This is a genomic window from Streptosporangium sp. OZ121 (assembly GCF_051918885.1).
GTDB lineage: Bacteria > Actinomycetota > Actinomycetes > Streptosporangiales > Streptosporangiaceae > Streptosporangium.
This window is the reverse complement of sequence record NZ_JBPXMC010000028.1, coordinates 37,679-62,722: the sequence shown is the minus strand read 5'-3', so window position 1 is coordinate 62,722 and position 25,044 is coordinate 37,679. Positions and strand designations below refer to the sequence as shown.

General features: G+C 72.7%; 13 protein-coding genes. 2 read left to right on the top strand and 11 right to left on the bottom strand.

Going from position 1 to position 25,044, the window contains the following annotated elements; translation table 11 throughout:
- The first annotated feature begins 170 nt into the window (after positions 1–170).
- Both ACTOQ1_RS34435 and ACTOQ1_RS34430 read left to right on the top strand, forming a co-directional pair.
- On the top strand, positions 171–1,124 hold the full coding sequence (locus ACTOQ1_RS34435; protein WP_440072150.1) for a cyclase family protein: 954 nt from the start codon (positions 171–173) through the stop codon (positions 1,122–1,124).
- Positions 1,125–1,313: 189 nt separating this feature from the next.
- Complete coding sequence (locus ACTOQ1_RS34430; RefSeq protein ID WP_440072149.1) at positions 1,314–1,748, top strand: DUF5980 family protein; 435 nt, start codon at positions 1,314–1,316, stop codon at positions 1,746–1,748.
- A 134-nt stretch (positions 1,749–1,882) separates the two neighbouring features.
- Here the strand turns inward: ACTOQ1_RS34430 and ACTOQ1_RS34425 are convergent, their stop codons facing one another.
- The 11 genes from ACTOQ1_RS34425 to ACTOQ1_RS34375 all read right to left on the bottom strand — a co-directional run bounded on the left by ACTOQ1_RS34425 (position 1,883) and on the right by ACTOQ1_RS34375 (position 24,966).
- Positions 1,883–3,307: a glycoside hydrolase family 16 protein gene (locus tag ACTOQ1_RS34425; protein ID WP_440072148.1), complete on the bottom strand. Its 1,425-nt coding sequence runs from the start codon at positions 3,305–3,307 to the stop codon at positions 1,883–1,885.
- 270 nt (positions 3,308–3,577) lie between these two features.
- The gene (efeB, locus tag ACTOQ1_RS34420) at positions 3,578–4,837 is read right to left on the bottom strand and encodes an iron uptake transporter deferrochelatase/peroxidase subunit (RefSeq protein ID WP_440072147.1); all 1,260 of its coding nucleotides are present in this window, start codon (positions 4,835–4,837) and stop codon (positions 3,578–3,580) included.
- Positions 4,838–4,872: 35 nt separating this feature from the next.
- Positions 4,873–6,021 carry an iron uptake system protein EfeO gene (gene efeO / locus ACTOQ1_RS34415; RefSeq protein ID WP_440072146.1) on the bottom strand — a complete coding sequence of 383 codons (1,149 nt, stop codon included), beginning with the start codon at positions 6,019–6,021 and terminating at the stop codon, positions 4,873–4,875.
- A 21-nt stretch (positions 6,022–6,042) separates the two neighbouring features.
- Entirely contained in the window at positions 6,043–6,939 is an 897-nt protein-coding gene (gene efeU / locus ACTOQ1_RS34410; RefSeq protein WP_440072145.1) for an iron uptake transporter permease EfeU, read from the bottom strand.
- 156 nt (positions 6,940–7,095) lie between these two features.
- Complete coding sequence (locus tag ACTOQ1_RS34405; protein WP_440072144.1) at positions 7,096–7,749, bottom strand: TetR/AcrR family transcriptional regulator; 654 nt, start codon at positions 7,747–7,749, stop codon at positions 7,096–7,098.
- Positions 7,739–8,524, bottom strand: coding sequence for an SDR family NAD(P)-dependent oxidoreductase (locus ACTOQ1_RS34400; protein ID WP_440072143.1), 786 nt, complete (start codon positions 8,522–8,524; stop codon positions 7,739–7,741). Before ACTOQ1_RS34400 ends, ACTOQ1_RS34405 begins: the two co-directional genes overlap by 11 nt.
- Positions 8,525–8,647: 123 nt before the next feature.
- Positions 8,648–9,511, bottom strand: a complete 864-nt coding sequence (locus ACTOQ1_RS34395) for a sulfotransferase family protein (RefSeq protein ID WP_440072142.1) — start codon at positions 9,509–9,511, stop codon at positions 8,648–8,650.
- A 272-nt stretch (positions 9,512–9,783) separates the two neighbouring features.
- On the bottom strand, positions 9,784–10,089 hold the full coding sequence (locus ACTOQ1_RS34390; protein WP_362691486.1) for a hypothetical protein: 306 nt from the start codon (positions 10,087–10,089) through the stop codon (positions 9,784–9,786).
- Positions 10,090–10,219: 130 nt separating this feature from the next.
- A complete protein-coding gene (locus tag ACTOQ1_RS34385; RefSeq protein ID WP_440072141.1) occupies positions 10,220–11,494 on the bottom strand; it encodes a lysine N(6)-hydroxylase/L-ornithine N(5)-oxygenase family protein in 1,275 nt (424 codons plus the stop codon).
- Positions 11,495–11,600: 106 nt separating this feature from the next.
- Positions 11,601–12,632 carry an iron-siderophore ABC transporter substrate-binding protein gene (locus tag ACTOQ1_RS34380; RefSeq protein ID WP_440072140.1) on the bottom strand — a complete coding sequence of 344 codons (1,032 nt, stop codon included), beginning with the start codon at positions 12,630–12,632 and terminating at the stop codon, positions 11,601–11,603.
- A gap of 91 nt (positions 12,633–12,723) precedes the next feature.
- Positions 12,724–24,966 (bottom strand): amino acid adenylation domain-containing protein, encoded by a 12,243-nt coding sequence (locus ACTOQ1_RS34375; RefSeq protein ID WP_440072139.1) that lies wholly within the window; start codon positions 24,964–24,966, stop codon positions 12,724–12,726.
- Positions 24,967–25,044 lie beyond the last annotated feature (78 nt).

Below are 25,044 nucleotides of genomic sequence, written 5' to 3'. Positions count from 1 at the left end.
TGTCGTGGGGTTCGTGCCTGCCCGGCCGATACAGGGCGGCGCTTCGCCGGGGGTTGGATCGAGGTTGCTCACACCGTCTCTCCCGCCCCGGCGAGGTCATGTCGAAGGAGGGGGCGGGATACCCTGCCTGCGGTGCCTCGAACCACGTGACCGGAGGAGTCGATGCTGAGATGACGGCAGGACGACCGATACCCACACAGGAAGACGTGCTCGGGTACTTCGACACGCTGTCGAACTGGGGACGGTGGGGCGACGACGACGAGCTCGGCACCCTGAACCACATCACCGACGACGTCCGGCTGGCGGCGGCGCGGGCCGTGCGCCACGGCAGGAGCGTGTCGTGCGCATGGGAGGTCGCCGTACCCGAGGACATGGAGCGGTCGACGACGACGTGCCCGTGCGCCGCCGACATGCCGGGGGCCGAGAACATGCCGGAACCGTTCCACAACGACCGGCGCTGGGGCTTTTCTTCCGAGCGGCTCGGCGTCACGTTCCACGGCAACACCCTCACCCACCTCGACTCGCCGTGCCACATCTTCTGGGACGGCACGATGTACAACGGGCGGTCGCACTCGCTGGTCGACGCCGCGACGGGATCGGCGTGGGCGGCCGTCACGGCGGCGGCGAACGGGATCGTCACGCGTGGCGTCCTGCTCGACATCGCGAGGGTCCGCGATGTGCCGTGGCTGGAACCGGGACAGGGGGTGTTTCCCGACGATCTCGAGGAGGCCGAGCGTCGCCAGGGTGTGCGGGTGCGACCCGGCGACGCGGTGCTCCTGCGGACCGGCCATGGCCGCGTCCGGCACGAGGCCGGTGAGGCCGGCGGTTTCACGCAGGCCGGCTGGCACGCGTCATGCCTGCCGTGGCTGCGTGAACGGGAGGTCGCGCTGATCGGCGCCGACACCCCCCAGGACGTTCAGCCGTCGGGGTACGAAGACGTGTTGATGCCGGTCCACGCCGTGAGCCTCGTCGCGATGGGTCTGTGGATGCTCGACAACTGCGACCTGGAGGCGTGCGCGAGGACGGCTGCCGAGCTCGGCCAGTGGGACTTCCACCTCGCGGTCGCGCCGGTCCGCTTCGCCGGTACGTCCGGCAGCCCGGTCAACCCGATCGCCACATTCTGACCGCCGTCGGGCTCCCTCCGGCCGATCGGCCGGGATCCGACGGCCGTCGCCCCTTTTCCTTTTCGGGGAATACGCGCTCCCAGAGGATGAAAGTTTCGAAAATAAACAGAAACTTGCCACAGATCATTTAATTGTCAATAATTGACGGTGTAAGCAAGCGTCCGAAGCACAAGCGTCAAGGAGGCAGCCGTGAAAACGATTCACCGTGCCGCCAGGCTGGCACTCGGCGCGACGGCCGGGCTGGCGCTCGCGCTGTCCGGCACGACACCGGTCTCGGCGGCGACGTGGGAACTGCGCGACTTCCAGCAGCGGACCTGCGTCACGTCGAGCGGCGGCCACCCCGGCACGTACTTCATAGCCGCGGTCGTCGGAAGCTGGTCGACGACCGTCCAGATCGGGCTGCAGAACCTGCCCCCCGGTGCGACCAGCGCGGGCGGCACACCGATCGCACCGGGATCCAACCACCCCGACCCCGACACCGGGGCGACGACCGTAAACGGCTTCGTCCAGATATCGATCCCGCCGCTCCCGGTCGGGGTGTACACCTCGCTGCTGACGGCCTCGGACGGTACGGAGACCCAGTCCGTCCCCGTCACCATCAACGTGAAGGAGAGCTGCTACTAGCCTCGTTTCGCACGTGCCGCCAAGCCGCGGGCGCCGCCGGCCGGCCGCCCCGGCGGATGCCTTTCCCGCTTCGGATGCGGGCGCGTTCGCGGTGTCGGGCGGCCGGCACGTCGGGGTGGCGTCCGGTCAAGACATCAGCGCTGCCAGACGCGCACGTAGTCGACCTGGAAGTCGGCGGGGAAGGTGGTCGAGGCGTCCGGGGCGCCCAGCCATCCGCCGACCTGGAAGTTCAGCCGCAGGTTGAAGGTACGCTTGTAGTTCAGGTCGCCGCCGAGGGTGTCCTTCAGCCACGCGGGCGTGTTGCCCTCGCGCCGCCAGATCTCCCGGCCGTCGACGTACCAGCGGATCACGCCGGGCTCCCACTCGGTGGCGTAGGTGTGGAAACCGTCACCCGGGTACCCGCTCGGGAAGGTGTGGCGGAAGTCGTTCTTGGTGGGCGTGTAGTCGCGGAAGATCGCCGCGGTCGAGGCCCGGTAGTACTGCGGGCCGCCGGGGAGCTCGGTGACGTCGATCTCGCCGTTGCCCCCGTCGTCGGGCCTCATCCAGAAGGCGGGCCACAGGCCCTTGGAGTTGGCCGGCCCGTTCGGCGACTTCGCGCGGATCTCGAAACGGCCGTAGGTGAAGGACGCCTTGCCCCTCATGGTGTCGAGGTAGCCGGTCGAGTAGTGGCGGGTCGTACCGGCGCAGGTGCGGTCCTCCTTGATCACCCGCATGATCAGCAGGCCGTCGCGCACGAACTGGTTCGCCGGCCGGCTGGTGATGCAGGCGAGGTCGTAGTCCACGGAGCTGTCCCTGGTGTTCCACTTCTTGGCGTCGATCGCGGTGCCGTTGAACTCGTCGGACCACACGAGCCTCCACCCGGGCGGGTTCGTGGAGGTCGCCGTCGGCTTGGGGGTCGGCGTGACGGTCGGCCTGGGTGTGGGAGTGACCGTGCCGCCCGTGGTGTACGTCACGATCAGGCGCGGCCGGATCGCCGCGTTGGAGTTGTCGGCGGAGGCCCAGTAGGTGCGGGTGGTGCGGGTCGACTGGCGGACGGCGAAGGTCACCGCGCCGTTGCCCGTGACGGCCGAGGAGACGTCCCAGGCGTTGTAGCCCTTGGTGACCGCGGAGGCGGAGTCCAGCGCGGCGCCGAGCTCCGGCCGGGTCGCCCAGGTGCCGGCGGCCGAGGCGCCGCCGGCGGCCTCGTAGGCGGTGGTCGTGGTCGCCGCGAAGGCGTTCCAGGAGTACAGCTCCAGGCGGGCCCTCACGTCGGTGGCTCCGGCGGGCAGGCCCGCGACCGTGAACCCGACGACCGCCTCCCGCTCCCCGGCGGAGTTCCCCTCGCAGGACTGCGGGCAGGTCGCCAGCGTCGTCCTGGCGCTGCCGTCGCCGTCCTGGGGCACCTGCGAGTAGGTGGTGTCGGCCGACGGCTTGATCGTGACGCTCCGCGCCGCGGCCGAGGCCACGCCGCCGCCGCAGATCGTGACGACGGCACAGGCGGCCGTCAACGCCGCGACGGCGCGCTTCCTCAGGAGGCGCGAGCCCGTCGATCGCGAATTCTCCGCTCGCGAATCTGTCATCTTCTTCCCCCTTGTATGACATCGGACCGCCACTGCAAGCGGTCCGTGATCATGTGAACTGGATGAAGATAACAGCGGAAATCAGGGTCCGTCGCTTTTTGGAAATTTGGACGGTTCCATATGTTCGCAGCCATTTATCAGGGCATTTGACGAAATTCTCGCGCCGCCGGTCAGGCCTTCTTCGAGCCGCGGGTGACGGCCCCCGTCCGGGTGGTACGAGGGCCAAAAACCCCGCAGAACCCCGCAGAACCCCGCAGAACCCCGGAGAACTCAGGAGAACAGGGCGCGGCCCCAGTAGTCGCCCGCGTCGCGCACGCCCGGCGGGCAGGCGAACAGCCCGCTGGAGACGTGCTTGATGTACTCGTTGAGGGAGTCCTTGCCCGCCAGGGACCTCTGCACGGCGACGAACTGCCGGTGGGGGTCGCGCTGGTAGGCGATGAAGAACAGCCCGGCGTCCAGGCGGCCCAGCCCGTCGGAGCCGTCCACGTAGTTGTAGCCGCGGCGCAGCAGGCGCGCGCCGCCGTTGTGGGAGGGGTGGGCCAGCCGTACGTGCGCGTCGTCCTTGATCAGGGCTTCCCCGTCGGGTCCCTTGGCGTCGAAGTCGATCGCGTCGAACTCGGTCTTCCCTCCCAGCGGAGCCCCCTCCCCCTTGTTCCGGCCGAAGATCTGCTCCTGCTCGGCCAGCGGCGCCCGGTCCCACGTCTCGACCAGCATCCGGATCTTGCGGGTCACCAGGTAGCTGCCCCCGGTCATCCAGTCGGCGCCGTCGCCGGCTCCCACCCAGAGCTGCTCCTTCAGCAGCGCCACGTCCTCCAGCTTGAGGTTGGCGGTGCCGTCCTTGAAACCCATCAGGTTGCGCGGCGTCGCCTGCGCGCGGGAGGTCGACGACGTACGGCCGAAGCCGAGCTGGGACCAGCGCACCGAGACACGGCCGAAGCCGATGCGCGCCAGGTTGCGGATGGCGTGCACCGCCACCTGCGGGTCGTGCGCGCACGCCTGCACGCACAGGTCGCCGCCGGAGATCTCCGGCAGCAGCGCGTCACCGGGCAGGTGCGGCAGGTCGGCCAGCGCGGCCGGCCTGCGGGAGGCCAGCCCGAACCGGTCGTCGAACAGCGACCCGCCGAAGCCGACGGTGAGCGTCAGCCCGGAGGCGGGCAGGCCGAGGGCCTCGCCGGTGTCGTCGGGCGGCGCCTCGGGCTGACCGCCGACCGCGCCGAACGCGCCCGCCTCCTGGCCCTGCGTCATCCGGGCCGCGGCGGCGGTCCACTCCTGCAGCAGCTCGGCGAGCTCCGCCTTCTTGTCGGTCGTCACGTCGAAGGAGACGAAGTGCAGCCGGTCCTGGGCCGGGGTGACGATGCCCGCCTGGTGCTCGCCGTAGAAGGGGACGGGGTCGGAGGCGGAGGCGGTCCGGGCGGGCGCGGGCGGGGGCTCGCCGCCCGCCCCGCGCACCGCGATGGCGCCCGCGCCGGCGGCCGCCACGCCCGCGGCGCCCATCCCGAACAGCTTCCTGCGGCTGATTTTCCCGCTCATCGGACCCCTCCCCTACGGTGACGGCGCGCCATCCGCTACTTGGCCACCACTGCGGCGATCTTGCTGATCGGCTCGGCGAGCGCGTTGATCGCGTCCGACAGCTTCTTGAGGTCGTCCTTGGACAGCTCGGTGTGCAGTTTCCAGCCGTCGCCCCTGCGGTGGACGCCGAGCGCGGCCTCGGCTCCGGCGAACTTCTCGTCCAGCGTCTTCACCAGCTCGGGGACGCGCTCCTCAAGGACGGGCCGGAGTGCCTGCACCGCGGCCTTCGAGCCCTGAAGGTTGGCGTCGAAGTCCCACAGGTCGGTGTGCGAGTAGCGGTCCTCCTCGCCGGTGATCTTGCCGGAGGCGACCTCGTCGAGCAGGCCCTTGGCCCCGTTGGCGAGCAGCACGGGCGACAGCTCGGCCGCGTTGGACTGTTCCACGATGGTCTTGATGTCGGCCATCAGCTTGTCGGCGACCGGCCCGTCCTCACTGACGTCCTCGGTGACCCAGAGATCCTTCTCGATCTTGTGGAAGCCGGTCCACTCCTCGCCCTCGGCCACGTCGTTCTCGCGGGCGTCGATGGCCGGGTCGAGGTCGCCGAAGATCTCCGCGACCGGCTCGATCCGCTCCCAGTAGGTGCGGGAGACGGGGAAGAGCTCCTTGGCCCTGGCGATGTCCTCGGCCTTGACCGCGTCGACGAACTCCTGCGTCTTGGTCAGCAGCGTGTCGCTCTGCGACCTGATGTAGCGCTTGTAGCCGGCGGTCGCGGCGGAGAGCCGGGCGTCGTCGCTGAGCGGCTTGTGCTCGCCGGTCACCTTGAGCGGGCCGCGGACGCCCTTGCCGACCATGCCGGGCTTGCAGGCGGTCTGGTAGCTGCCTGCCGGCAGCTCCACGATCACCTCGCGGGTCAGGCCGGGCACGATGTTCTCCACCTCGCCCATGACCCGGTCGCCGGCGGCGTAGACGTAGAACTCGGTCACCTTGGTGCCGCCGTTGGTGATCGAGAACGTTGAGGTGCCCGCGGCCACCTCGGTGACGGCGACCTTGCACTCGGTGTCGGTGGCGGTCACCGCGACGGGGCCGCCCTTGGCGGGGGCGGCGGACGCGCCCGCGCCCGCGGTGGACGCGGTGGGCTCGGAGGAACAGGCGGTGAGGCCGGCGAGGGCGAGAGCACCCGCGGCGATGGCAAGGGAAGTACGCATGGTCGTCCTGTTCGAGCGGTTTCAGCCCGCGGGCTGCGGGTTGGTCGAGGAAGCCGGGGGATTCTGGGCCGCCGGGGACGCCGGGGCCGCCGGGGAATCGGTGGGCGAGGCGGTGGGGCGGCTGCGACGCGGCCTCAGGAAGAGGGCGAGCGTCGGCACCGCGTAGGCGACCCACGCCACCGTCTCGAGCACGCTCGGCTGCGGGGTGATGTTGAACAATCCGGCCAGCAGGGCGCCGTACCAGGAGTCGGCGGGCATCACGCCGCTGATGTCGAAGGCGTGGGTGGCCAGGCCCGGCAGGACACCGGCCTCCTGCAGGTCGTGCACGCCGTACTTGAAGATGCCGGCGGCGACCAGGATCAGCAGCAGGCCCGTCCAGGTGAAGAACCTGGTCAGGTTGATCCGCATCGCGCTGCGGTAGATGGCCCAGCCCAGCGCGACCGCGGTGAGCAGGCCCAGGGTGATCCCGACCAGCGGGACGGCGGTGGTGGTGGCCCCCTGCACGGAGGCGAAGAACAGCAGCGCGGTCTCCAGGCCCTCGCGCGCCACGGCGAGGAAGGCCATCACGACCACCGCGGTCGCGCCGACCTCCAGGGCCTGGCTCAGCCTGGCGCGCAGCTCGCCGGAGAGGGTACGGGAGGCGCGACGCATCCAGAAGATCATCCAGGTCACGAACGCGGTGGCGAGCAGCGAGGTGACCGCCTCGAACAGCTCCTGCTGCCGGTATTCCAGGCGGGCGACGGTGAAGGTGAGCAGCGCGCCGAACGCGACCGACAGGACGAGCGCGGCGCCGACCCCGGCCCACACGAGGGGCAGCCGGTCACGCCGGTCGCTCTTGACGAGGAGCGCGACGAGCACGGAGACGACGAGCGTGGCCTCCAGGCCCTCGCGCAATCCGATGAGGTAGCTGGCGAACACCGTCACTCCATGGATGGAAGCCTTACCTAAATTAGGGCAGGGCAACCTTACTCTCCACAAGAGGGCGTACCCCCACAGGGGGTATAGCTCTGACCAGGAATGATGATCGCGACGAGGGAGATGGCGGTCCTGGCCCAGGAACGAGGCGGGACGGCGTCACGGTGGGACGGCGGCCCTCAGGGATCGCCAGATCCGCTCGGGAAGCAGCCGGCACGCCTCGTCCAGGTCGATGCCGGGAGCACCCGCCAGCCACCGGCGGGCCGTCTCCGCCACCGGGCCGACGACCAGCATCTCCGTCAGCGCGTCCGGCAGCTCCACGACCAGCCCCGCCTCGGCGTACGGTCGCAGCCAGCCCAGGATCCCGGCCAGCCTGGGCTCCTTCTCCCGCGCGACCAGGGCGGCGTGCGCGGGGAGGAAGGCGGCGTAGGCGGAGGCGTGGACGAAGTGCGCGGCGGCCCGGTGCGCGCGGGTGAAGCCCAGATATCCGGTGACCACGGCCTCGATCCCGGCGGCGGCCCGCGCCTCTGCGTCCTCGCCGTCCTCGCCGGACCCCGTCCCCTCCCCCGGTGGCACCGCGTCGAGCGCGGCGATGACGGCGTCGAGCAGGCCGGACAGGCAGCGGGCGTAGAGTGCCGCCGCCAGCCCGTCGAAGCTGCCGAAGTGGTGGTAGAGGCTGCCGACGCTGACACCGCTCGTGCCGGTCACCGCCGTCATGGTGAAGCCGTCCGCGCCCTCCCTCTCGTAGAGGTCCAGCGCCGCGGCGAGCAGCCGCTCCCTGGTCTCCTCGCCCCGCCGGTGCCTAGGCGACACCGGTCAGCTCCGCGGCCTGCGCCCACAACCTCCCCGCCCGCTCCGGGTCGGCGGCCGCGGGGGCGAGGGGCGTCTCGCGGTCGACGTCGAAGTAACGCCCGGTGCCGGTGCGGTCGAGTGCCAGCCGCACGACGGGGACCGCGCCGTCCGCCGGCGCCTTCCACAGCAGCTTCGCGGCCTTCAGCAGCAGTCCCACCGGGCCACCCCGGTCGCCGAGCCCGGTCCTGATCACCCCGGGGTGCACGGCGTCGATCGTGACGTCCCGCCGTTTCCAGCGTTCGGCCCACAGCGGCATCAGCGCCAGGTTGCAGAGCTTGGTGTCGGCGTAGGTGCGTACGGCGGAGAAGTCGTCGCCGGCCGGGGTGCGCGCGGGGTCGGCCCTGCCCTTGGCGTACAGGCCCGCGGTGACCTGGACGACCCTGGCCAGGCGGTCCTCCAGCAGGTGGTTGAGCAGGAAGGGCGCCAGGTGGTTGACGGCGAAGGACTCCTCGAACCCGTCCTCGGTGAGCCGTCGCGCCGACGGCCAGATCCCGGCGTTGTGCACCAGCACGTCGAGCCGCGGGCAGGTTCCGGCCAGCGCCTCGGCGACGGCCCGGATGCCCTTCAGGGTCGAGAGGTCACCGGTGACCAGCTCGGCGCCGAGCCGGGCGGCCTCGTTCGCCGCGGCGGGATTCCTCGCCACGAGCACCACCCGGTGGCCCCGGCGGGCGAACTCCTCGGCCGTGGCCAGGCCGATCCCGCGGTTGGCTCCGGTGATGACGGCGGTGGTTCTCATCCTGGAAGCGTAGCCGATTCTAGAGAGTCTCTCTAGAATCCCGGGCGGGCGGCTACCCGGGCCCGCGCCCGGGTTCCCGCACGGGCGGGAAGCCGCCCCGGGGGTCGTGGGGCGATCGACCGGTCAGAGGTATCCCCACTCGGCGCAGATCTCGCGCAGTCCCTCCGGGATCTCCTCGGGGGCGGGCAGCGGCCTGCCCGGCTGGACCCTGCCGCTCCTGATCTTGTCGCGCCAGTCCCCGATGCCCTTCACGAACTCCCCGTGCCCGTGGTCACCGTACGTGATCATGCCGGGCTCGTAGGCGACCCCCAGGTGGTCGCAGACCCGCCGCATCTCCTTCTCCGGATCGGCGACGAGCGCCTCGTAGGTCAGGGTGAGCCCGTCGAGCGTCCGCCTGGCCTCGGTGAGGTAGCGCATGTACTGCAGGGTGTGCCGGATCGCCTCCGCCCAGGGGCGCTCCAGCGGAGCGGCCTCGTGCCACGACAGGGCGATCGAGGCGGGGTGGCGCATCAGGAAGATGTAACGCGCGTCGGGCCAGCAGGTCGCGAGGCGCCGGTGGGCGAAGACGTTACTGGGCGTCTTGTCGACGATGATCTGCTTGCCGCTCCCGGCCAGCTCGCGGTGGAGCATGCGGTCCCACAGGATGTGCTCGATGTCGCTGGCGGACAGGCCGAGCGCCTCCATCGCCTGGCGCAGCGGGTCGGTGGTCAGCGTGACCGCCAGGCGGCGCACGTGCAGCTCGTGCGGCGCGTGGATCCGGGAGTGGCTGTTCAGCATGACGCGCAGCAGGGTGGAGCCGGACCGCACCGGCGACAGCACGAACACCGGTTCGCGCAGCAGCCGGTCGATCTCCGGATCGGCCGGGGGCCGGGGAACGTCCACGGGCGGGGGTGGGGGCGGCGGGGGTGCGACCTTACGCCGCACCCGGGTGATGTTGTAGCCCGTCATCCCTTCGAGAGCCGTGTTGACTCTGGTCTTCCACGCCATGACCAGCACCGTAGGGATCCAAGGCGTCCGGAAAGTGAACGTGACCTGTGCGTTGGGGTGCCCGCCGCCCGGCCGCCGCCGCACGGCGCGGCCCTCCCCCGGTTGCGGATCAGGTACGCCGCGGGTGCCGGGCGACACCCCGGCCCCGGCCGCCGGACGCGTCCCGCCCCGGCGGTTCCCGAGTCGCCGGCGCTCTCTCGCGGAGCCGGTGGGAGGTGGTGGGCATCGCCCCCACCGGCTCCGGAGAGCGAGCCCTCACGGCTTCACGCGGGTCAGGGCCTTTCGATCTGGGCGGGTGGCGTCCCTTCCGGCTTGGGAACGCGGATCGTGTCGGAAGGCCGGTCTCCCCTGTTGCGCGCGAGCGCGGTGGGATAGCAGTCGTAATAGCAGTAGTAGCGGTCGCAGTAGCGCAGGAAACAGATCCAGCCGGCCTCGGCCGTCCGCTCGCAGACGGCCGCCGGAGCCGCCCGGGACGACGCGGCGTGGGCACCGGCCGCGGGAAGGCCGACGAGCAGACCGGCACCGGCCAGGACCGCGCCGGCCAGGACGACGCCGGCGTCGCGAATGAAGATGTTCATGGGTTCTCCTCGTCACGTACAGAACACGACAAGGACGAACGTAATCATTCGGATACACAGAGTCACGTAGCCGGTCGGCACGTGTCGGGCGTCCCCGGCCGCCGGCGGGAGCCGGACCGAGGCGGGTGGGTCACATCTCCGCGACCTGGGGGACCGACACCGAGCGCCGGGCGATGGAGCGCACGATCTCGCCGGTGCGGACGGCGGTCATGGACAGCAGCGACGAGGCGATCCCGTGGCTGCCCTCGGTGGCCCCCTGGAGGTAGACGCCCCAGGTCTGCCCGGGGTCGGTGGCGATCCGGTAGTCGCGCTCCACGAGCAGCTCGCCCGCCTCGCCCGTATGGCAGTGCTTGCGCGCCTCGCCGAGCAGGTCGAGGGGATTGCGCTCGCGGTAGCCGGTCGCGCAGACGACCGCGTCGGCCTCGATCGTGCTCACCTCGCCCGTGGGCAGGAAGCACATCCGGACCCGGGCGGTGTCGCCGTCGTCGTGCACGTCGAGCAGGCGGGAGGCGTTCAGCATGCGCAGCCGCTGGACCCCGGCGACCTTCTCGGCGTAGGAGCGCCGGTAGAGCTCGTCGATGAGGTCGAGGTCCACCACCGAGTAGTTGGTGTTGCGGGAGTAGGCGAACAGCATGCGTTTCACGTCTTCTGGCGCGGTGAAGAAGTGGTCGACGGCCTCCGGGTCGAAGATGCGGTTGGCGAAGGGGCTGTCGTCGGCCGGCGAGTAGCCGTACCGGGTGAAGACGGCACAGACCTCCGCGGAGGGATAGGTGCGGTGCAGGTGCTCGACGGTCTCGGCCGCGCTCTGCCCGGCGCCGACCACGACGAACCGAGCGGGCTCGCGCCCGCCGAGGGTTTCGAGCCGGGACAGCAGTTCCTCGGTGTGCCAGACCCGCTCGCCCTGCCGCACGCCGTCGGGAAGCACGGGGTCGAGGCCGACCGCGATCACGAGGTTGCGGGTCAGGCAGGTGTGCAGCTCGTCGCCGTGCTGCACGACGACCTCGAGGGTCTCGTCGTCGTGCGGGCGCACCGCGACGACCTCGGAGTCGTAGCGCACCAGGTCGGCGAAGGAGGAGGCCACCCACTCCAGGTAGTCGTGGAACTCCAGCCTGGTGGGGAACATGGTCTTGTGGTTGATGAAATCGACCAGCCTCCCCTTCTCCTGCAGGTAGGACAGGAAGGAGTAGGAGCTGGTGGGGTTGCGCAGGGTGACCAGGTCCTTGAGGAAGTGGACCTGCATCGTGGCGCCCTCGATGAGCATGTTGCGGTGCCAGCCGAACCTCGGTTGCCTCTCGAAGAAGACCGCGTTCACGCCGGCGCCGTACTCCTCCTCCAGGGCCACCGCGAGCGCGAGGTTGGACGGGCCGAAACCGATGCCCACGACGTCATAGACCGGGCTCGACATGTTCGCCTCTCACGTACTGAAGGGATGGTCCCCCCGCGGCCGGGCGGCGGCGGGGGGCAGCATGGAACAGGATGGACCGGGATCGGACGGGATCGAACAGGGTGGGTCAGGCCCCGCCGGCGGCCTTGGCGGCCTTGGCGACCTGGGGCACGACCTGGTCGATCACGTACGGGACGGCCAGCGGCGTCGGCGTGCGCAGCGGCCAGAACGCCTTGAGGTCGAGCGGCACGTAGGAGCCGCGCTTGACCACGTCGAGGCCGGCGAACAGCCGGTTGGCCTCGATCTTCTTCTGGGTGGCCGCGTCGTCGTTGTAGTGGCTGAGCAGCAGGTCGACGTCGAGGACCCCGACCTTCTCCATGCTCAGCTCGGCCGCGAAGCCCTCGCCGGGAAGCGCCTTGATCTCCTCGGGCAGCTCGAGCCCGAACTGGCCGAAGAGCTGGACGCTGATGTCGGTGTCGGACTTCATCACGCCGATGTTGCCCGAGGGGAAGACGCTGGTCAGCGCGAACTTCTTACCGTCCAGCTCGGGGTGGGTGGTCTTGACCGAGGCGATCTTCGCCTCGACGTCGGCGACGAGCTTCTCCCCCTCGTCGGCCTTGCCGACCGCCTTGGCGACCTGGCGGGCCACCACCTGCCACGAGTCCTCCGCGGGGCCGGTCTCGTAGGCGGTCGTCGGCGCGAGCTGGGAGAGGTTGGCGTACTCCTTGTCGATGTAGTAGTCGCCGCCCGCGAGGATCAGGTCGGGCTTGAGCGCGGCGATCTGCTCCAGCGAGAAGCCCGCCTCTCCGGCCTTCAGCAGCGTCGGCTTGGTGCCGGAGATCTTCGGGGCGGTCCAGGGGGCGAGCCCGTCGGCCTGGACTCCGGTCAGCTCCGCCATGGCGACCGGCTGCACGCCCAGGGCGAGCAGGGTGTCCTGGTCGACCTCGCCGAGGGCGACGATGCGCTGGGGCGCGGACTCGATCGTGGTGGTGCCGAGCTTGTGCGTGATGGTGACCGGGAATCCGGAGGCGGCCTGGGTCGCGGGGGCGTTCGCGGCGGGCTGTTCGGCTCCGCCGCTCTCACCGGCGCACGCGCCCACCAGGCCGAGGCCCAGCAGCAGCGTTCCGGTCGCGGCCAGGCGGCGCATCGTGTCGCGCATGAGTATGGGTTCCTTCCAAAGCCCGGAAGGGCTCTCAGTTTTAGGTTAGCCTTCCCTAACCTAACAATCTTTGACGGTCGTGTGAAGCGCCTCATTCCAGGCGGTTCATGAGTTCCGCCACGGTTTGGGCTGTCATGAGCGTCGCGACCTTCACTCCGGCGCAGCCCGGCTCCCGCCGGATGCGGCGCACCAGCTGCATGACGAGCAGCGAGTGCCCGCCCAGGTCGAAGAAGTTGTCGTGCGGGCCGACCGCGTCCACCTCCAGGACCTCGGCGAACGCCCGGCACAGCATCGCCTCGCGGTCGTCGTCGCGCCGGGTCGCGCCGTCGCGGCCGTCGCCGGTTCCGGCGCCGGTCCCGGTGACCGTACGGGCCGTGAGCGTGACGGGCAGGTCGCCCAGGCGCGCCTCGGGGTCGGCCGCGACGGCCTCCAGCACGCCGGCGAGCGCCCCGATCATCGTGTCGATCGTGGCCGGGTCGAACAGGTCGGCCGAGTAGTCGACGACGAGGTGGAGCTCCTCACCCCTCTCCCGGAAGATGAAGTCGAGGTCGAACTTCGCCGCGGGCGGGCTGAAGAGCGCCTCCCGCTGCCGCAGCCCGGGGAAGCGGACGTCGCCCATGGCCTGGTTCTCGTAGCCGACCATCACCTGGAACAGCGGGTTCCTGCCGGGCACCCGGGAGGGCCGCAGCGCCTCGACGAGCGCCTCGAACGGCAGGTCCTGGTTGGCGAGCCCGGCCAGGTCGGTGTCGCGGACGCGGGCGAGCAACTCGGCGAAGGAGGGGTCTCCCGAGGTGTCGGCGCGCAGCACGAGCGTGTTGACGAAGAAGCCGACCAGGTCACCGGCCGCCTCGTCGGTACGGCCCGCGACGGGGCTGCCCAGCGGGATGTCCTCCCCCGCGCCCGTGCGGTGCAGCAGCGCGGCGACCGCGCTCTGGCAGACCATGAACATGCTGGCCTGGGCTCCGCGCGCCAGCTCGCGGAGCCGCCCGACCAGCGAGGCGGGCAGCCGCCTGGTCGTGGTCCCGCCGCGCTGGCCGACGGTGGCGGGCCTGGGCCGGTCCACCGGCAGCGGGATCTCCTCCGGCATGCCCGACAGCGCCTTGGCCCAGTAGGCGAGCTGGCGGGCGTGCAGGCTGCCCGGGTCGACGGGGTCACCGAGCAGTTCACGCTGCCAGAGCGTGTAGTCGGCGTACTGCACGGCGGGCGGCTTCCACCCCGGCACGCCCTCGGGTGCCGTCCCGTCCAGCCGCGCGGCGTAGGCGCGGGCCACGTCCCTGGCGAACGGCCCGAAGGACCACTCGTCGAACGCGATGTGGTGGAACACGGCGAGCAGCAGGTGCTCGTCCTCCCCCTCCGGGATGAGCGCGACCCGCAGCGGGATCTCGGTGGCGAGGTCGAACGGCCGCGCGATCACCTCCTCGGGCGGGCAGGTGGTGATCTCCAGGACCGGCCGCGCCTGCTCCGGCGGCAGGATCCGCTGGTAGGGCACGCCCTCGTGCTCGGCGAAGACGGTGCGCAGGCTCTCGTGCCTGGCCGTCACGTCGCCGATCGCGGCCCGCAGCGCGTCCACGTCCAGCTCGCCGCGCAGGTGCACGGCGAGCGGCAGGTGGTACGCCTCGCGGGGGCCGTCGTCCTCGCGCAGGATCTGGTCGATCAGCCATAGCCTGCGCTGCGCGTACGACAGCGGGACGCGCTCGGGCCGTTCCCCGGGCACCAGCGGGGGCCTGAGCGTGGCACCGGCCCGGTCGTGCAGCCGGGTGGCCAGCTCGGCGACGTTCGGTGCCTCGAACAGGTCGCGGATCGCGAGCTCGGTGCGCAGCACCGCGCGCACCCTGCCTACCAGCCGGGTCGCCAGCAGCGAGTGCCCGCCCAGGTCGAAGAAGTTGTCGTCGATGCCGACGCCCGAGACGTCGAGCACCTCGCCGAACAGGGTGCACAGCAGGTGTTCCACCGCGGTCCTGGCGGCGCGGCCCGACCCTCGCGGGCCCTGCCGGTCGGGGGCGGGCAGCGCCCGCCGGTCCAGCTTGCCGTTGACGGTCAGCGGCAGCGCGTCCAGCGTGACCACCGCGCTCGGCACCATGTAGCCGGGCAGCCGCTTCTTCAGCCCCTCGCGCACCCGCGCCGCGAGCGCCCCGTGGTCGCGGGCCGCCGCCGGGTTGTTCGCGTACGACACGGGCCTGCGGTCCGGGTCCGCCGTCAGGAAGGCCGCCCCTCCGCCGAAGACGGCGTCGTAGTGGCCGACCTCGTCCGAGGGGGTGGTCACCACGCCGGGGTCGAGCGCGTACAGCAGCTCGGGCTCGACCCCCTCCGCCGGCGCCCGCAGCAGCTCGCGGGCCTCCCGGTGGGAGGCGCCGCCCTCCAGCGCGCGCAGCGCGGCGAGCTCGGCCGACAGCCTGGGGTCGGGGATGGCGCGCACCCTGAGCGGCCCGGAGCGGGCGGACAGGCGGGCCGCCAGGTCCTCCGGTCCCGCCCATTCCACGACCGGGGTCCCGGCGGGCGCCGCGGCGGGTGACTTCCAGAGGGTCACGTCGTAGCGGTGCCTGCTGAGCTCGTTGTGGTGGACGCCCCGCTTGGTCCGGACCTCCACCCGCGCGGCCAGGCCGAGGGAGTCGAAGAACGCGGGGTCGAGGAGGAGCTCCTTCTCCATCCGCACGGCCCGGTCGATCGCCGCGGTACCGGTGCCGGTGCCGTCGCCGTTCCCGCCTCTGCCGAGCTGGATCGCCGCGTGCAGGCAGCGCACCGACCGCAGGTCGCGCACGTCGCCGACGAACAGCGCGCCGCCGGGGGCGAGCAGGTCCATCGCGGCGGCGATCACGTCGGCGAGGTATCCGGCGCTCGGGAAGTACTGGACCACCGAGTTGACGACGATCGTGTCGAAGTGGCCGGCGGGCAGGCCGGTGGTGTCGTGCGCGGGCCGGCAGCTCAGGCGCACCGGCGAGTCGGGGCCGAGGTCGGCCCGCAGCTTGGCGATGACGGGGGCCGCGAAGTCGGTGCCCCAGTACTCGTCGCGGCCGGGGGCCAGGCGCGACAGCAGCAGGCCGGTGCCGACACCGATCTCCAGCACCCGCCGGGGCTTGAGGTCCTCGATGCGGGCCACGGTGGTCTCACGCCACTCGCGCATGTGCTCCAGCGGGATGGGCGAGCCGTCGTAGCTGCTGTCCCAGCCCGCGAAGTCCTCGGTGTGCACGGCCGTGCCGATCTCGGTGTACTCGGCGTCGTAGATCTGCCGCCACTCGGCCAGGTGCTCGCGCTCGGCGTCGGGGCGCGCGGAACCGTCGGGCACCACGTAGCCGATGAGGCGCTTCACCCCGGGCACCTCGGTGCCGGCCGCGATGACGGCGGCCTGCCCGACACCGGGCTCGGCGGCCAGCGCGGTCTCGACCTCCTCCAGCTCGACCCGGTAGCCGCGGATCTTCACCTGCTCGTCGGTACGGCCGAGGAAGTCGATGTTGCCGTCCTGGCGCACCCGTACGAGGTCGCCGGTGCGGTACATCCGGCCGCCGCCGAACGGGTCGGCGACGAAACGTTCGGCGGTCAGGCCCGGCCGGTCGAGGTAGCCCCGGGCCAGGCCGGCCCCGGCGATGTAGAGCTCTCCCGGCGCGCCGGGCGGGACCGGGCGCAGCCAGCCGTCGAGCACGTAGCCGCGGGTGTTCCAGATCGGCTTGCCGACCGTGGGCGTGGCGCTGTCCTCGGTGCCGCCGCCCAGTGTGTTGATGGTGTACTCGGTCGGGCCGTAGAGGTTGTAGCCCAGCACCCCCTCGGCCTCCGCGAGCCGGTCCCACACGGCGGCCGGGACGGCCTCGCCGCCCAGCAGCACGAGCGGCGGCCGGTGCTCGCCGTCGAGCAGTCCCTCCTCCAGCAGCTGCTGCGCGTAGGTCGGCGTCACGTTGATGACGTCGATCCGGTGGCGCCGCAGGTACTCGGTGAGCGCCTCGGCGTCGCGCCGCAGCTCCTCGTCGCAGACGTGCACCTCGTGGCCCTCGATGAGCCAGAGCAGCTCCTCCCACGACATGTCGAAGGAGAACGACACGGTGTGCGCGATCCGCAGCCGCCGCCCGGCGGAGGCCACCACCGGGTCGAAGATGTTGGCCCGGTGGTTGAACTGCATGTTGGTCAGGCCCCGGTAGGGGGTGACCACGCCCTTGGGACGCCCGGTCGACCCGGAGGTGTAGATCACGTACGCCGGGTGCTCCAGCCGTCCGGGCACGTCCCTGCCGAAGCCCGGCAGCTCCTCGGCCGTCAGCCCGGTGCCGGGCAGGCCCGCCAGCGTCTCCCGCACGGCGGGGTCGTCGAGCAGGATCGAGGTGCCCGGGTTCGCCAGCCCGGCGGCGATGTCGCGGTGCGAGACCAGGCAGGCGGGGGCGGCGTCGGCCAGCATGAAGTCCAGCCGGTCGGCCGGGTAGTCCAGCTCCAGGGGAAGGTAGGCGGCGCCCGTCTTGAGCACAGCGAACAGCGCGACGACCATCTCGGCGGAGCGGGGCAGCGCGAGGGCGACCACCCGTTCGGGTCCCGCGCCGTGCGCCTTCAGCAGCCGGGCCAGGCGGTTGGCCGCCGCGTCCAGCTCGGCGTAGGTGAGCCGCGTGCCGGGCTGGGAGACCAGGGCGAGCTCGTCCGGGGTGCGGGCGGCCTGCTCGGCGAGCAGCTCGGCGATGGTGAGGTCGGGGACGAACCGCTCGGCCTCGGCCCAGTCGCGGCGCAAGCCCTCGTGCTCGTCGGGCAGGAGCAGGTCGAGCCGGTGGCAGGGGGTGTCGGGCGCGGCGGCGAGGGTCTCCAGGATCTGCACGTACCGGTCGGTGAGCCGTTCGGCCTCGGCCTCGGTGAAGGCGTCGCCCCGGTACATGACGCGCAGTCCCGCGCCGGGCTCGACGACCATGGTGACCGGGTAGTGGGTGGCGTCGCGGACCTGGCGGCCGGTCACCCGCACGTCGCCGCCGGGGCCGAAGCCGCGCCCGGTGGGCATGCCGGGGAAGTTCTGGAACACGAAGAGGGTGTCGAACAGGGTGCCCAGGCCCGTCACCCGCTGCACGTCGGCGAGCGCGACGTAGGAGTGGTCGAACAGCTCCGAGGTGAACGTCTGCACCCGCTCCAGGACGGTGCGCAGCGGGTCGGCCGCCGAGGCGCGCACCCGGACGGGGACGGTGTTGAACAGCAGGCCGACGACGGACTCGACGCCGTCGACGTCGGGGTGGCGGCCGGACACCGAGACGCCGAAGACCACGTCGTCGCGGCCGGTGAGACCGGCCAGGAGCAGTCCCCAGGCGCTCTCGTACAGGGTGCCGAGGGTGAGGCCCGACTCGCGGGCGAGAGCGCCGAGCCGGGTGGCGAGGTCCTCGGGCAGCGCGCGGTGGATCTCTCCCGCGGTGGCGAGGTCGGCGGGGCGGTCGGCCAGCTCGGGCCGCAGCAGGGTCGGCTCGTCGAGCCCCTCCAGGCTGCGGCCCCACGTCTTGAGCGTGGCCTGCCGGTCCTGGCCGTTCACCCAGTCGAGATAGGCGTGGAAGGGGACGGCGGGCCGGGCCCGCTCGGTGGCGGCGTCGGTGTAGAACTCCAGCAGCGAGGTGACCAGCAGGCCGCCCGACCAGCCGTCCAGCAGGATCAGCTCGGAGGTGAGCACCAGCCGGAAGTCGTCCTCGCCCACCCTGGCCAGCGCGAAGCGGATCAGCGGCGGCGCGTCGGGGACGAACGGCCGGGCGCGCTGGGCCTCGACGAACGCCTCCAGCGCGTGCGGGTCACCGGTCTCGGCGTAGGTCCAGTCGACCTCGAAGTGCTCGGGGACGAACTGCACGGTACGGCCGCCGTCGGTGCGGAACCCGGCCCGCAGGTTGGGGAACTTCAGCAGCACCTCGCGCGCGGCCCCGGCCAGCCGGTCGGGGTCGACGGGCCCGGCCAGGGTCACCACGGCCTGCTGGACGTAGATGTCGCGGTCCTCACCGGCGAGCATCAGGTGGAACAGCAGGCCTTCCTGCAGCGGCGACAGCGGCAGCTCGGCCCGCCCCTCCACCGGCCCGCCCGCCACGACCTCGCCGGACGGGAAAGCACCGGAACCGGGCGGGACCGCGTCGGAAAGGGCCTCGCCCTCGCCGGACGGGGTCGCGCCGGACAGGGCCGCGACCCTGGCCAGGGCCTCGACGGTACGCAGCCGGAAGACGTCGCGGACGGTGAAGGGGAGGCCCGCGCGGCGGGCGCGTCCCACGAGCAGGGCCGCGCTGATGCTGTCGCCGCCGGTGCGGAAGAAGTCGTCGTCGGCGTTGACGCCGTCCCGCCCGAGGGTCTCGGCGACGAGCCCGGCGATGGCGCGCTCGGCGCCGGTCCGCGGCGCCCTGCCCTCGCGGGCGGCGGGCTCGGGCAGCGCGCGCCGGTCGAGCTTGCCGTTGGGAGTGCGCGGCAGCTCGTCGAGGCCGACGAGCACGGAGGGGACGAGATAGCCGGGCAGGAACTCGCCGAGCCCGGCCCGCAGCGCGTCGAGGTCGAGGCCCGGCTCGCCCACGACGTAGCCGACGAGGCGCGGTCCCGAACGGGCCGCCACGGCCGCCTGGCGCACGCCGGGCCGCGCGGCGAGCACCGCCTCGACCTCTCCCGGCTCGATGCGGAAGCCGCGGATCTTGACCTGGTCGTCGGCCCGGCCCAGGAACTCCAGCGAGCCGTCGCGGCGGCGGCGCACCCGGTCGCCGGTGCGGTAGAGCCGCGATCCCGGGGGGCCGAAGGGGCTGGCCACGAACCGCTCGGCGGTGCGGGCCGGGTCGCCGAGGTACCCGCGCGCCAGGCCGTCCCCGGCGAGGTAGAGCTCGCCGACCGGGACCTCGCGGAGGCCTGCGTCCAGGACGTACGCCGCGGTGTTGGCGATCGGGACGAGCCCGCCGGCGCCCTCGGCGATCAGGCTGTCGCCGGCCGCCTCCGAGCAGCCGTACAGGTTGACCAGCCGGGCGGGGACCCGCGCGGCCAGGGCGGCGGGCAGGGCCTCGCCGCTGCTCACCCACGTGGTGACCGAACCGAGCCTCCCGCGTTCCCCCGATTCACCCGGTTTCCCGGCTTCCCCGGCCCGCGCGGCCTCCTCGGTCTCCATGAGCGCGGCCAGCAGGCTCGGCACGACCGTCACCAGGTTCACGTCGTGGCGGCGGATCAGCTCGGCCAGGGCGAGCGCGTCGGTGGCGGTGTCGTCGTCCGCGACGACGACGGTGTCACCGGCGACGAGGCCGCCGAGCAGCTCGGTGCTGCCGTCGATGAAGGCCGGTGAGCTCTTGGCGACCCGCACGCCGGTGGGGGCGAGGTCCGCGCCCCATGCGAGCCGGTTGGCCAGCGCCCGCTGGGTGCCGACGACGGCCTTGGGAGTCCCGGTGGACCCCGAGGTGAAGATCACGTACGCGGGGTGGCCGGGGCGGACCTCGACCTCGGCGCGGGGCGGGGCGTCCCTCGGCGGCTCGTCGACGCCCAGGACCAGCAGCGGCCTGGCGGTGCCGAGCATCAGGTCGATCCTGGAGCGCGGGTAGGTGGTGTCGATCGGCAGGTAGGCCGCGCCGGTCTTGAGCACGGCGAGCAGGGCCACGACGAACTCGGCCGAGCGGGGCAGCGCGATCGCGACGACCTCCTCGGGGCCCGCCCCCGCCGCGGCGAGCCGGTCGGCGAGGGCCTCGGCGCGCTCGTCCAGCTCGGCGTAACTGAGGGTCGTCACGCCGGAGACGCCGCCCGTGACGCCGCCCGTGACGCCGCCCGTGACGCCGCCCGTGACGATGGCCGTGGCGTGCGGGGTGCGCGCCACCTGCGCCTCGATCCGCTGGGCGACGGTGAGCGGGGCGAACTCGCGGGCGGTGTCGGGCCGCGCGAGCCCCTGGAGCGGGGTGCCGAGCGACGACAGGCGCCGCGCCGGGTCCTCGGTGACCTGGTCGAGCAGCGCGCCGAGCTCGGCGAGCATGCCGGTGACGGTCTCGGCGTCGAAGAGGTCCGTGGCGTAGGCGACGAAGCCCTCGATCAGCTCCTCGCCCTCGGCGAAGTAGATGTCCAGGTCGAACTTGACGCCGCCGGTCTCGGGCAGGAACGGCTCGGCGCGCACGCCGGGCAGCCGCAGCCGCACGTCCTCCAGCCGCTGGTGGACGATCATCACCTGGAACAGCGGGCTGCGGGCGAGCGAGCGTTCGGGGGCGAGGCGCTCCACGACCTGCTCGAACGGCACGTCCGCGTTGGAGAACGCGGCCAGGTCGGTGTGGCGGACCCGTTCCAGGAGCTCGGTGAAGGTGGGGTCGCCGCTCAGGTCGGTGCGCAGCACCACGAGGTTGACGAACACGCCGACCAGGTCCGCGAGGTCGGAGTCGGGGCGGCCCGCGATGGGCGAGCCGAGCGCCACGTCGTCGCCCGCGCCGGCCCGGTGCAGGAGCGCGGCCACGGCGGCGTGCAGGACCATGAAGACGCTGGTGCCGGTCTCCAGGGCGAGCCGTCGCGCCCCGGCCAGCGGCAGCCGGAACGGCGCCAGCCCGCCCCGGTGGCTCGCCTCCGCGGGGCGGGGCCGGTCGGCCGGCGGCGCGCTCTCCTCGGGCAGTCCGCGCAGCGTCCGCTCCCAGAAGTCGAGCTGGCCGGCGGAAGCCGGGGACTCGTTCCGCCAGACGGCGTAGTCGGCGTACTGCACGGGCAGCGGCGCCCAGTCCGGCGCGGTGCCCGTGGTGCGGGCGGCGTAGGCGCGCGACAGGTCGGCGAGCAGCGGGGTGAACGACCACTCGTCGGCGGCGGCGTGGTGCTGGAGCACGACGAGCACGGACTCCTCGGCGGCCACCCGCAGCAGGGTCGCCCGGACGGGCAGGTCCGTCCCGAGGTCGAAGACGTGCGAGGCGGCCCTGGTCTCGGCCGCGCGCAGCCGCTCCTCGGACCAGCCGCGCGCGTCCACCACGTCGAAGGCGGCCTCGCCGGTGTCGAGGACGCGCTGGACCGGCAGCCCGTCGGGGCCCTCCTCCAGCAGGGTGCGCAGCGCCTCGTGCCGGGCGACGACGTCGCCGAACGCGGCGCGCAGCGCGTCGGCGTCGACCGGCCCGTACAGCCGCAGGCCGAGCGGCAGCGCGTCGGCGGCCGAGGGCCCGCGCAGGCGTTCCTCGAACCAGAAGCCGCGCTGGGCGGGCGAGGCGGGGACGAGCTCGGGCCGGGTCACGTCGCGGACCCTCGGCCGGGTGCCCCGTACCAGCCTGGGCGCCAGCGCGGCGACCGTGGGCGCCTCGAAGACGTCGGCGATGGTGAGCTCGGCGTCGAGCGCGGCGCGCACCCGCCCGGCGAGGCGGGTGGCCAGCAGGGAGTGGCCGCCCAGGGCGAAGAAGTCGTCGTCGACGCCCACGGACTCCAGGCCGAGGGTCTCGGCGAAGACCGCGCACAGCGCCGCCTCGCGGTCGTCGCGCGGTCCCCGGCTCGACACCCGGACCTCCGGCGCGGGCAGCGCGGCCCGGTCGAGCTTGCCGTTGACGGTGCGCGGCAGCCCCTCGAGCAGGACCGTCGCGGCGGGAAGCATGTACTCGGGCAACGCGGCGGCCGCCGCCGCCCGCAGGTCCGCCTCGTCGAGGTCGCCGTCCGGCACGACGTACGCGACCAGCCGCTTCTCGCCCGGCGTGTCCTCGCGGACCACGACGGCGGCCTGCGCGACGCCGGGGCAGGCGGCGAGCACGGCCTGCACCTCGGCGGGCTCGATGCGGAAGCCGCGGATCTTCACCTGGTCGTCGGTGCGCCCCAGGTACTCCAGCGTCCCGTCGCGGCCCCACCGGGCCAGGTCGCCGGTGCGGTACATGCGCTCGCCGGGCGGGCCGAAGGGGTCGGCGACGAAGCGTTCGGCGGTCAGGCCCGGCCTGCCCGCGTAGCCGCGCGCCAGTTGCGTCCCGGCGAGGTAGAGCTCGCCGGGGACGCCGACCGGGGCGGGGCGCAGCGCGGCGTCCAGGACGTACGCGCGGGTGTTGGGGAACGGCCTGCCGATCCCGGACGACGGCAGCTCGGCGGAGGTCGCCCAGATCGTCGCCTCGGTCGGCCCGTACACGTTGACGGCCGACGCCGCCGCAGCGTGCAGGGTCTCGGCGAGCGCGGCCGGAAGGGCCTCGCCGCCGACGAGCACCCGCAGCCCGCGCAGCGCGGCCGGGTCCAGCGAGCCCAGCAGCGAAGGGGTGCCCTGGACGACGGTCGCCCCGGCGAGCAGCGCGCCCAGCGCCGCCGGTTCGCGCACGGTCTCGCGTCCGGCCAGCACGACGGTCGCGCCGCTGATCAGCGGCACGTACAGCTCCAGCGCGGCGATGTCGAACGCGATCGTGGTCACCGCGACCAGCCGGTCGCCGGCGCCCAGGGCCAGGCGCTCCCTCATGGTGAGGAGGAAGGCGGTGAGCGCGGAGTGCGGGACGGCCACACCCTTGGGGCGGCCGGTCGAGCCGGAGGTGTAGATGACGTACGCCAGGTCGCCGCCCCGGACCGGGTGCGACGGCTCGCCCGTGCCGGGGGACGCGTCGCCCGGGGTCAGTGTCTCGGTCCCCGGCGGGAGGAGGGCGGCGGTCTCCGGGGTCGCGATCACGCAGAGCGGGGCCGCGTCCTCGATCATGTAGGCGAGCCGGTCGGCCGGGTGCTCCAGGTCCAGCGGCAGGTAGGCGGCGCCCGACTTCAGCACGGCCAGCAGCGCGACCACCAGGTCGGGGGTTCGGGGCAGGGCGAGCGCGACGACCCGGCCGGGTCCCGCGCCACGCTCGCGCAGCGTCCGGGCGAGGGCCGAGGCCCGCCGGTCCAGCTCGGCGTAGGTGAGGGTGGCCCCGCCGTCGCCGCCGGCGCCGTCGACGGCGACCGCGCCGGGGGTGCGGGCGGCCTGCTCCTCGAACAGGGAGGTCACCGTCGTGTCCGGGACGGGGCGCGAGGTGTCGTTCCATCCGGCGAGCAGGGCCGACTCGGCCGCGCCGAGCAGTTCCAGGTCGGCGATCCGCAGGTCAGGACGGTTCACCGCGTCGCCGAGCAGCGTCTCCAGGTGGGCGAGGAGGGCGTCGACGCGCTCGTCGTCGAACAGCTCGCGCCGGAAGGTGGCCTCGACGGTCATCCCGCCGGGCCGGACGAAGGCCTCCAGCGACAGGTCGAAGTGAGTGGTGCCGTTGTGGATGTGCGTCCAGCTCGTGGCGACGCCGGGCAGGTCCAGCTCGCCGATCTCCTGGGCGAGGAACAGCAGCATGGTGTCGAAGAACGGCGAGCCGCCGCGCCTGCGGGCGGGCCGCAGCTCCCCCACGATCGTGTCGTAGGGCAGCGTCCGGTTCGCGAACCCCTCGGTGCAGGTGTCGCGGACCCGGTGCAGGACCTCGCGGAAGGTGGGCGCGCCGGACAGGTCGGTGCGCAGCACGAGGGTGTTGCCGAAGTTCCCGGCCAGTCGCTCGATCTCGGTGTGCTCGCGGTTCATCACGGCGGAGCCGATCGCGATGTCGGTCGCGCCGGTGTAGCGGTGCAGCAGCACCGCGTGCGCGGCGAGCATCACCATGTACGGGGTGAGGTTCTCCCCGACGGCCAGCTCCCGCATCCCGGCGACGACGGCGTCGTCGAAGCGGCGTGCCCTGCGCCCGCCCCGCTCGGACACGGTCGCGCCGCGCGGGCGGTCGGCGGGCAGGTCGAGGGGCGCGGGCGGCGGGTCGAGGCGCCGCCGCCAGTAGTCCATCTCCTCCGCCGGGTGCGGGCGGTTCTGCTCCCAGGCGGCGAAGTCGGGATAGTGCACGGTCAGCGTGGGCAGGCCGTCCGGCTCGCCGGAGACGGCCGCGCGGTACAGGGCCGACAGGTCGCGCGACAGCGATCCCCAGGTCATGCCGTCCCAGGCGATGTGGTGCACCACCAGGACCAGGCCGTACCGCTCGTCGCCGAACCGGAGCAGCTCCAGCCGGATCGGCCGCTCGGCGCGCAGGTCGAAGGGGAGCGCCGCGAGCCGCGCGGCGTGCGCCTCGGCGTCTGCCTCGGCGTGGTCGCGCACCGGCAGGTCGAGGGAGTCGTCGGCGACGACGTGCTGGAACGGCGTCCCCTCGTCGTTCTCGCCGTAGACGGTGCGCAGCACCGCGTGCCTGCGCAGCAGGGCGCGCAGCGCCTCGCGGAGCGCGTCGGTGTCGAGCGCGCCCGACATGCGTACCAGCAGGCACACGTTGTAGGCGGGGCTGGAGGGGAACGTCCGGTGGTGCAGCCACATGCTCTGCTGCGCGTAGGACAGCGGGGCGGGGCCACCGGAGCGGCGTGGAGTGATGCGGTCCTTGTCGAGGCCGAGCCCCGCTTCGGCCATCATCCGCCGCATCAGTTCGCGCCGCCGTGCAACGTCCTGCCGCTGTTCCCGCACGCTCAACTCTTCCTTCTGGGCCGGGTCGGGCACGCTGTCCCGCATTAACACTTAGGTTAGCCTTGCCTCTTAAATCGACACAAGGTTAGCCTTACCTAAATTGATCGATGTTGCCCGGTTTCG

Bases quoted from the DNA above. Each gene is read 5' to 3' on its own strand.
- ACTOQ1_RS34380 (WP_440072140.1), bottom strand. From the start codon at position 12,632: ATGCGCGACACGATGCGCCGCCTGGCCGCGACCGGAACGCTGCTGCTG.
- ACTOQ1_RS34425 (WP_440072148.1), bottom strand. From the start codon at position 3,307: ATGACAGATTCGCGAGCGGAGAATTCGCGATCGACGGGCTCGCGCCTC.
- ACTOQ1_RS34390 (WP_362691486.1), bottom strand. From the start codon at position 10,089: ATGAACATCTTCATTCGCGACGCCGGCGTCGTCCTGGCCGGCGCGGTC.
- efeB (WP_440072147.1), bottom strand. From the start codon at position 4,837: ATGAGCGGGAAAATCAGCCGCAGGAAGCTGTTCGGGATGGGCGCCGCG.
- ACTOQ1_RS34395 (WP_440072142.1), bottom strand. From the start codon at position 9,511: ATGGCGTGGAAGACCAGAGTCAACACGGCTCTCGAAGGGATGACGGGC.
- ACTOQ1_RS34435 (WP_440072150.1), top strand. From the start codon at position 171: ATGACGGCAGGACGACCGATACCCACACAGGAAGACGTGCTCGGGTAC.
- ACTOQ1_RS34385 (WP_440072141.1), bottom strand. From the start codon at position 11,494: ATGTCGAGCCCGGTCTATGACGTCGTGGGCATCGGTTTCGGCCCGTCC.
- ACTOQ1_RS34375 (WP_440072139.1), bottom strand. From the start codon at position 24,966: ATGCGGGACAGCGTGCCCGACCCGGCCCAGAAGGAAGAGTTGAGCGTG.
- efeO (WP_440072146.1), bottom strand. From the start codon at position 6,021: ATGCGTACTTCCCTTGCCATCGCCGCGGGTGCTCTCGCCCTCGCCGGC.
- ACTOQ1_RS34400 (WP_440072143.1), bottom strand. From the start codon at position 8,524: ATGAGAACCACCGCCGTCATCACCGGAGCCAACCGCGGGATCGGCCTG.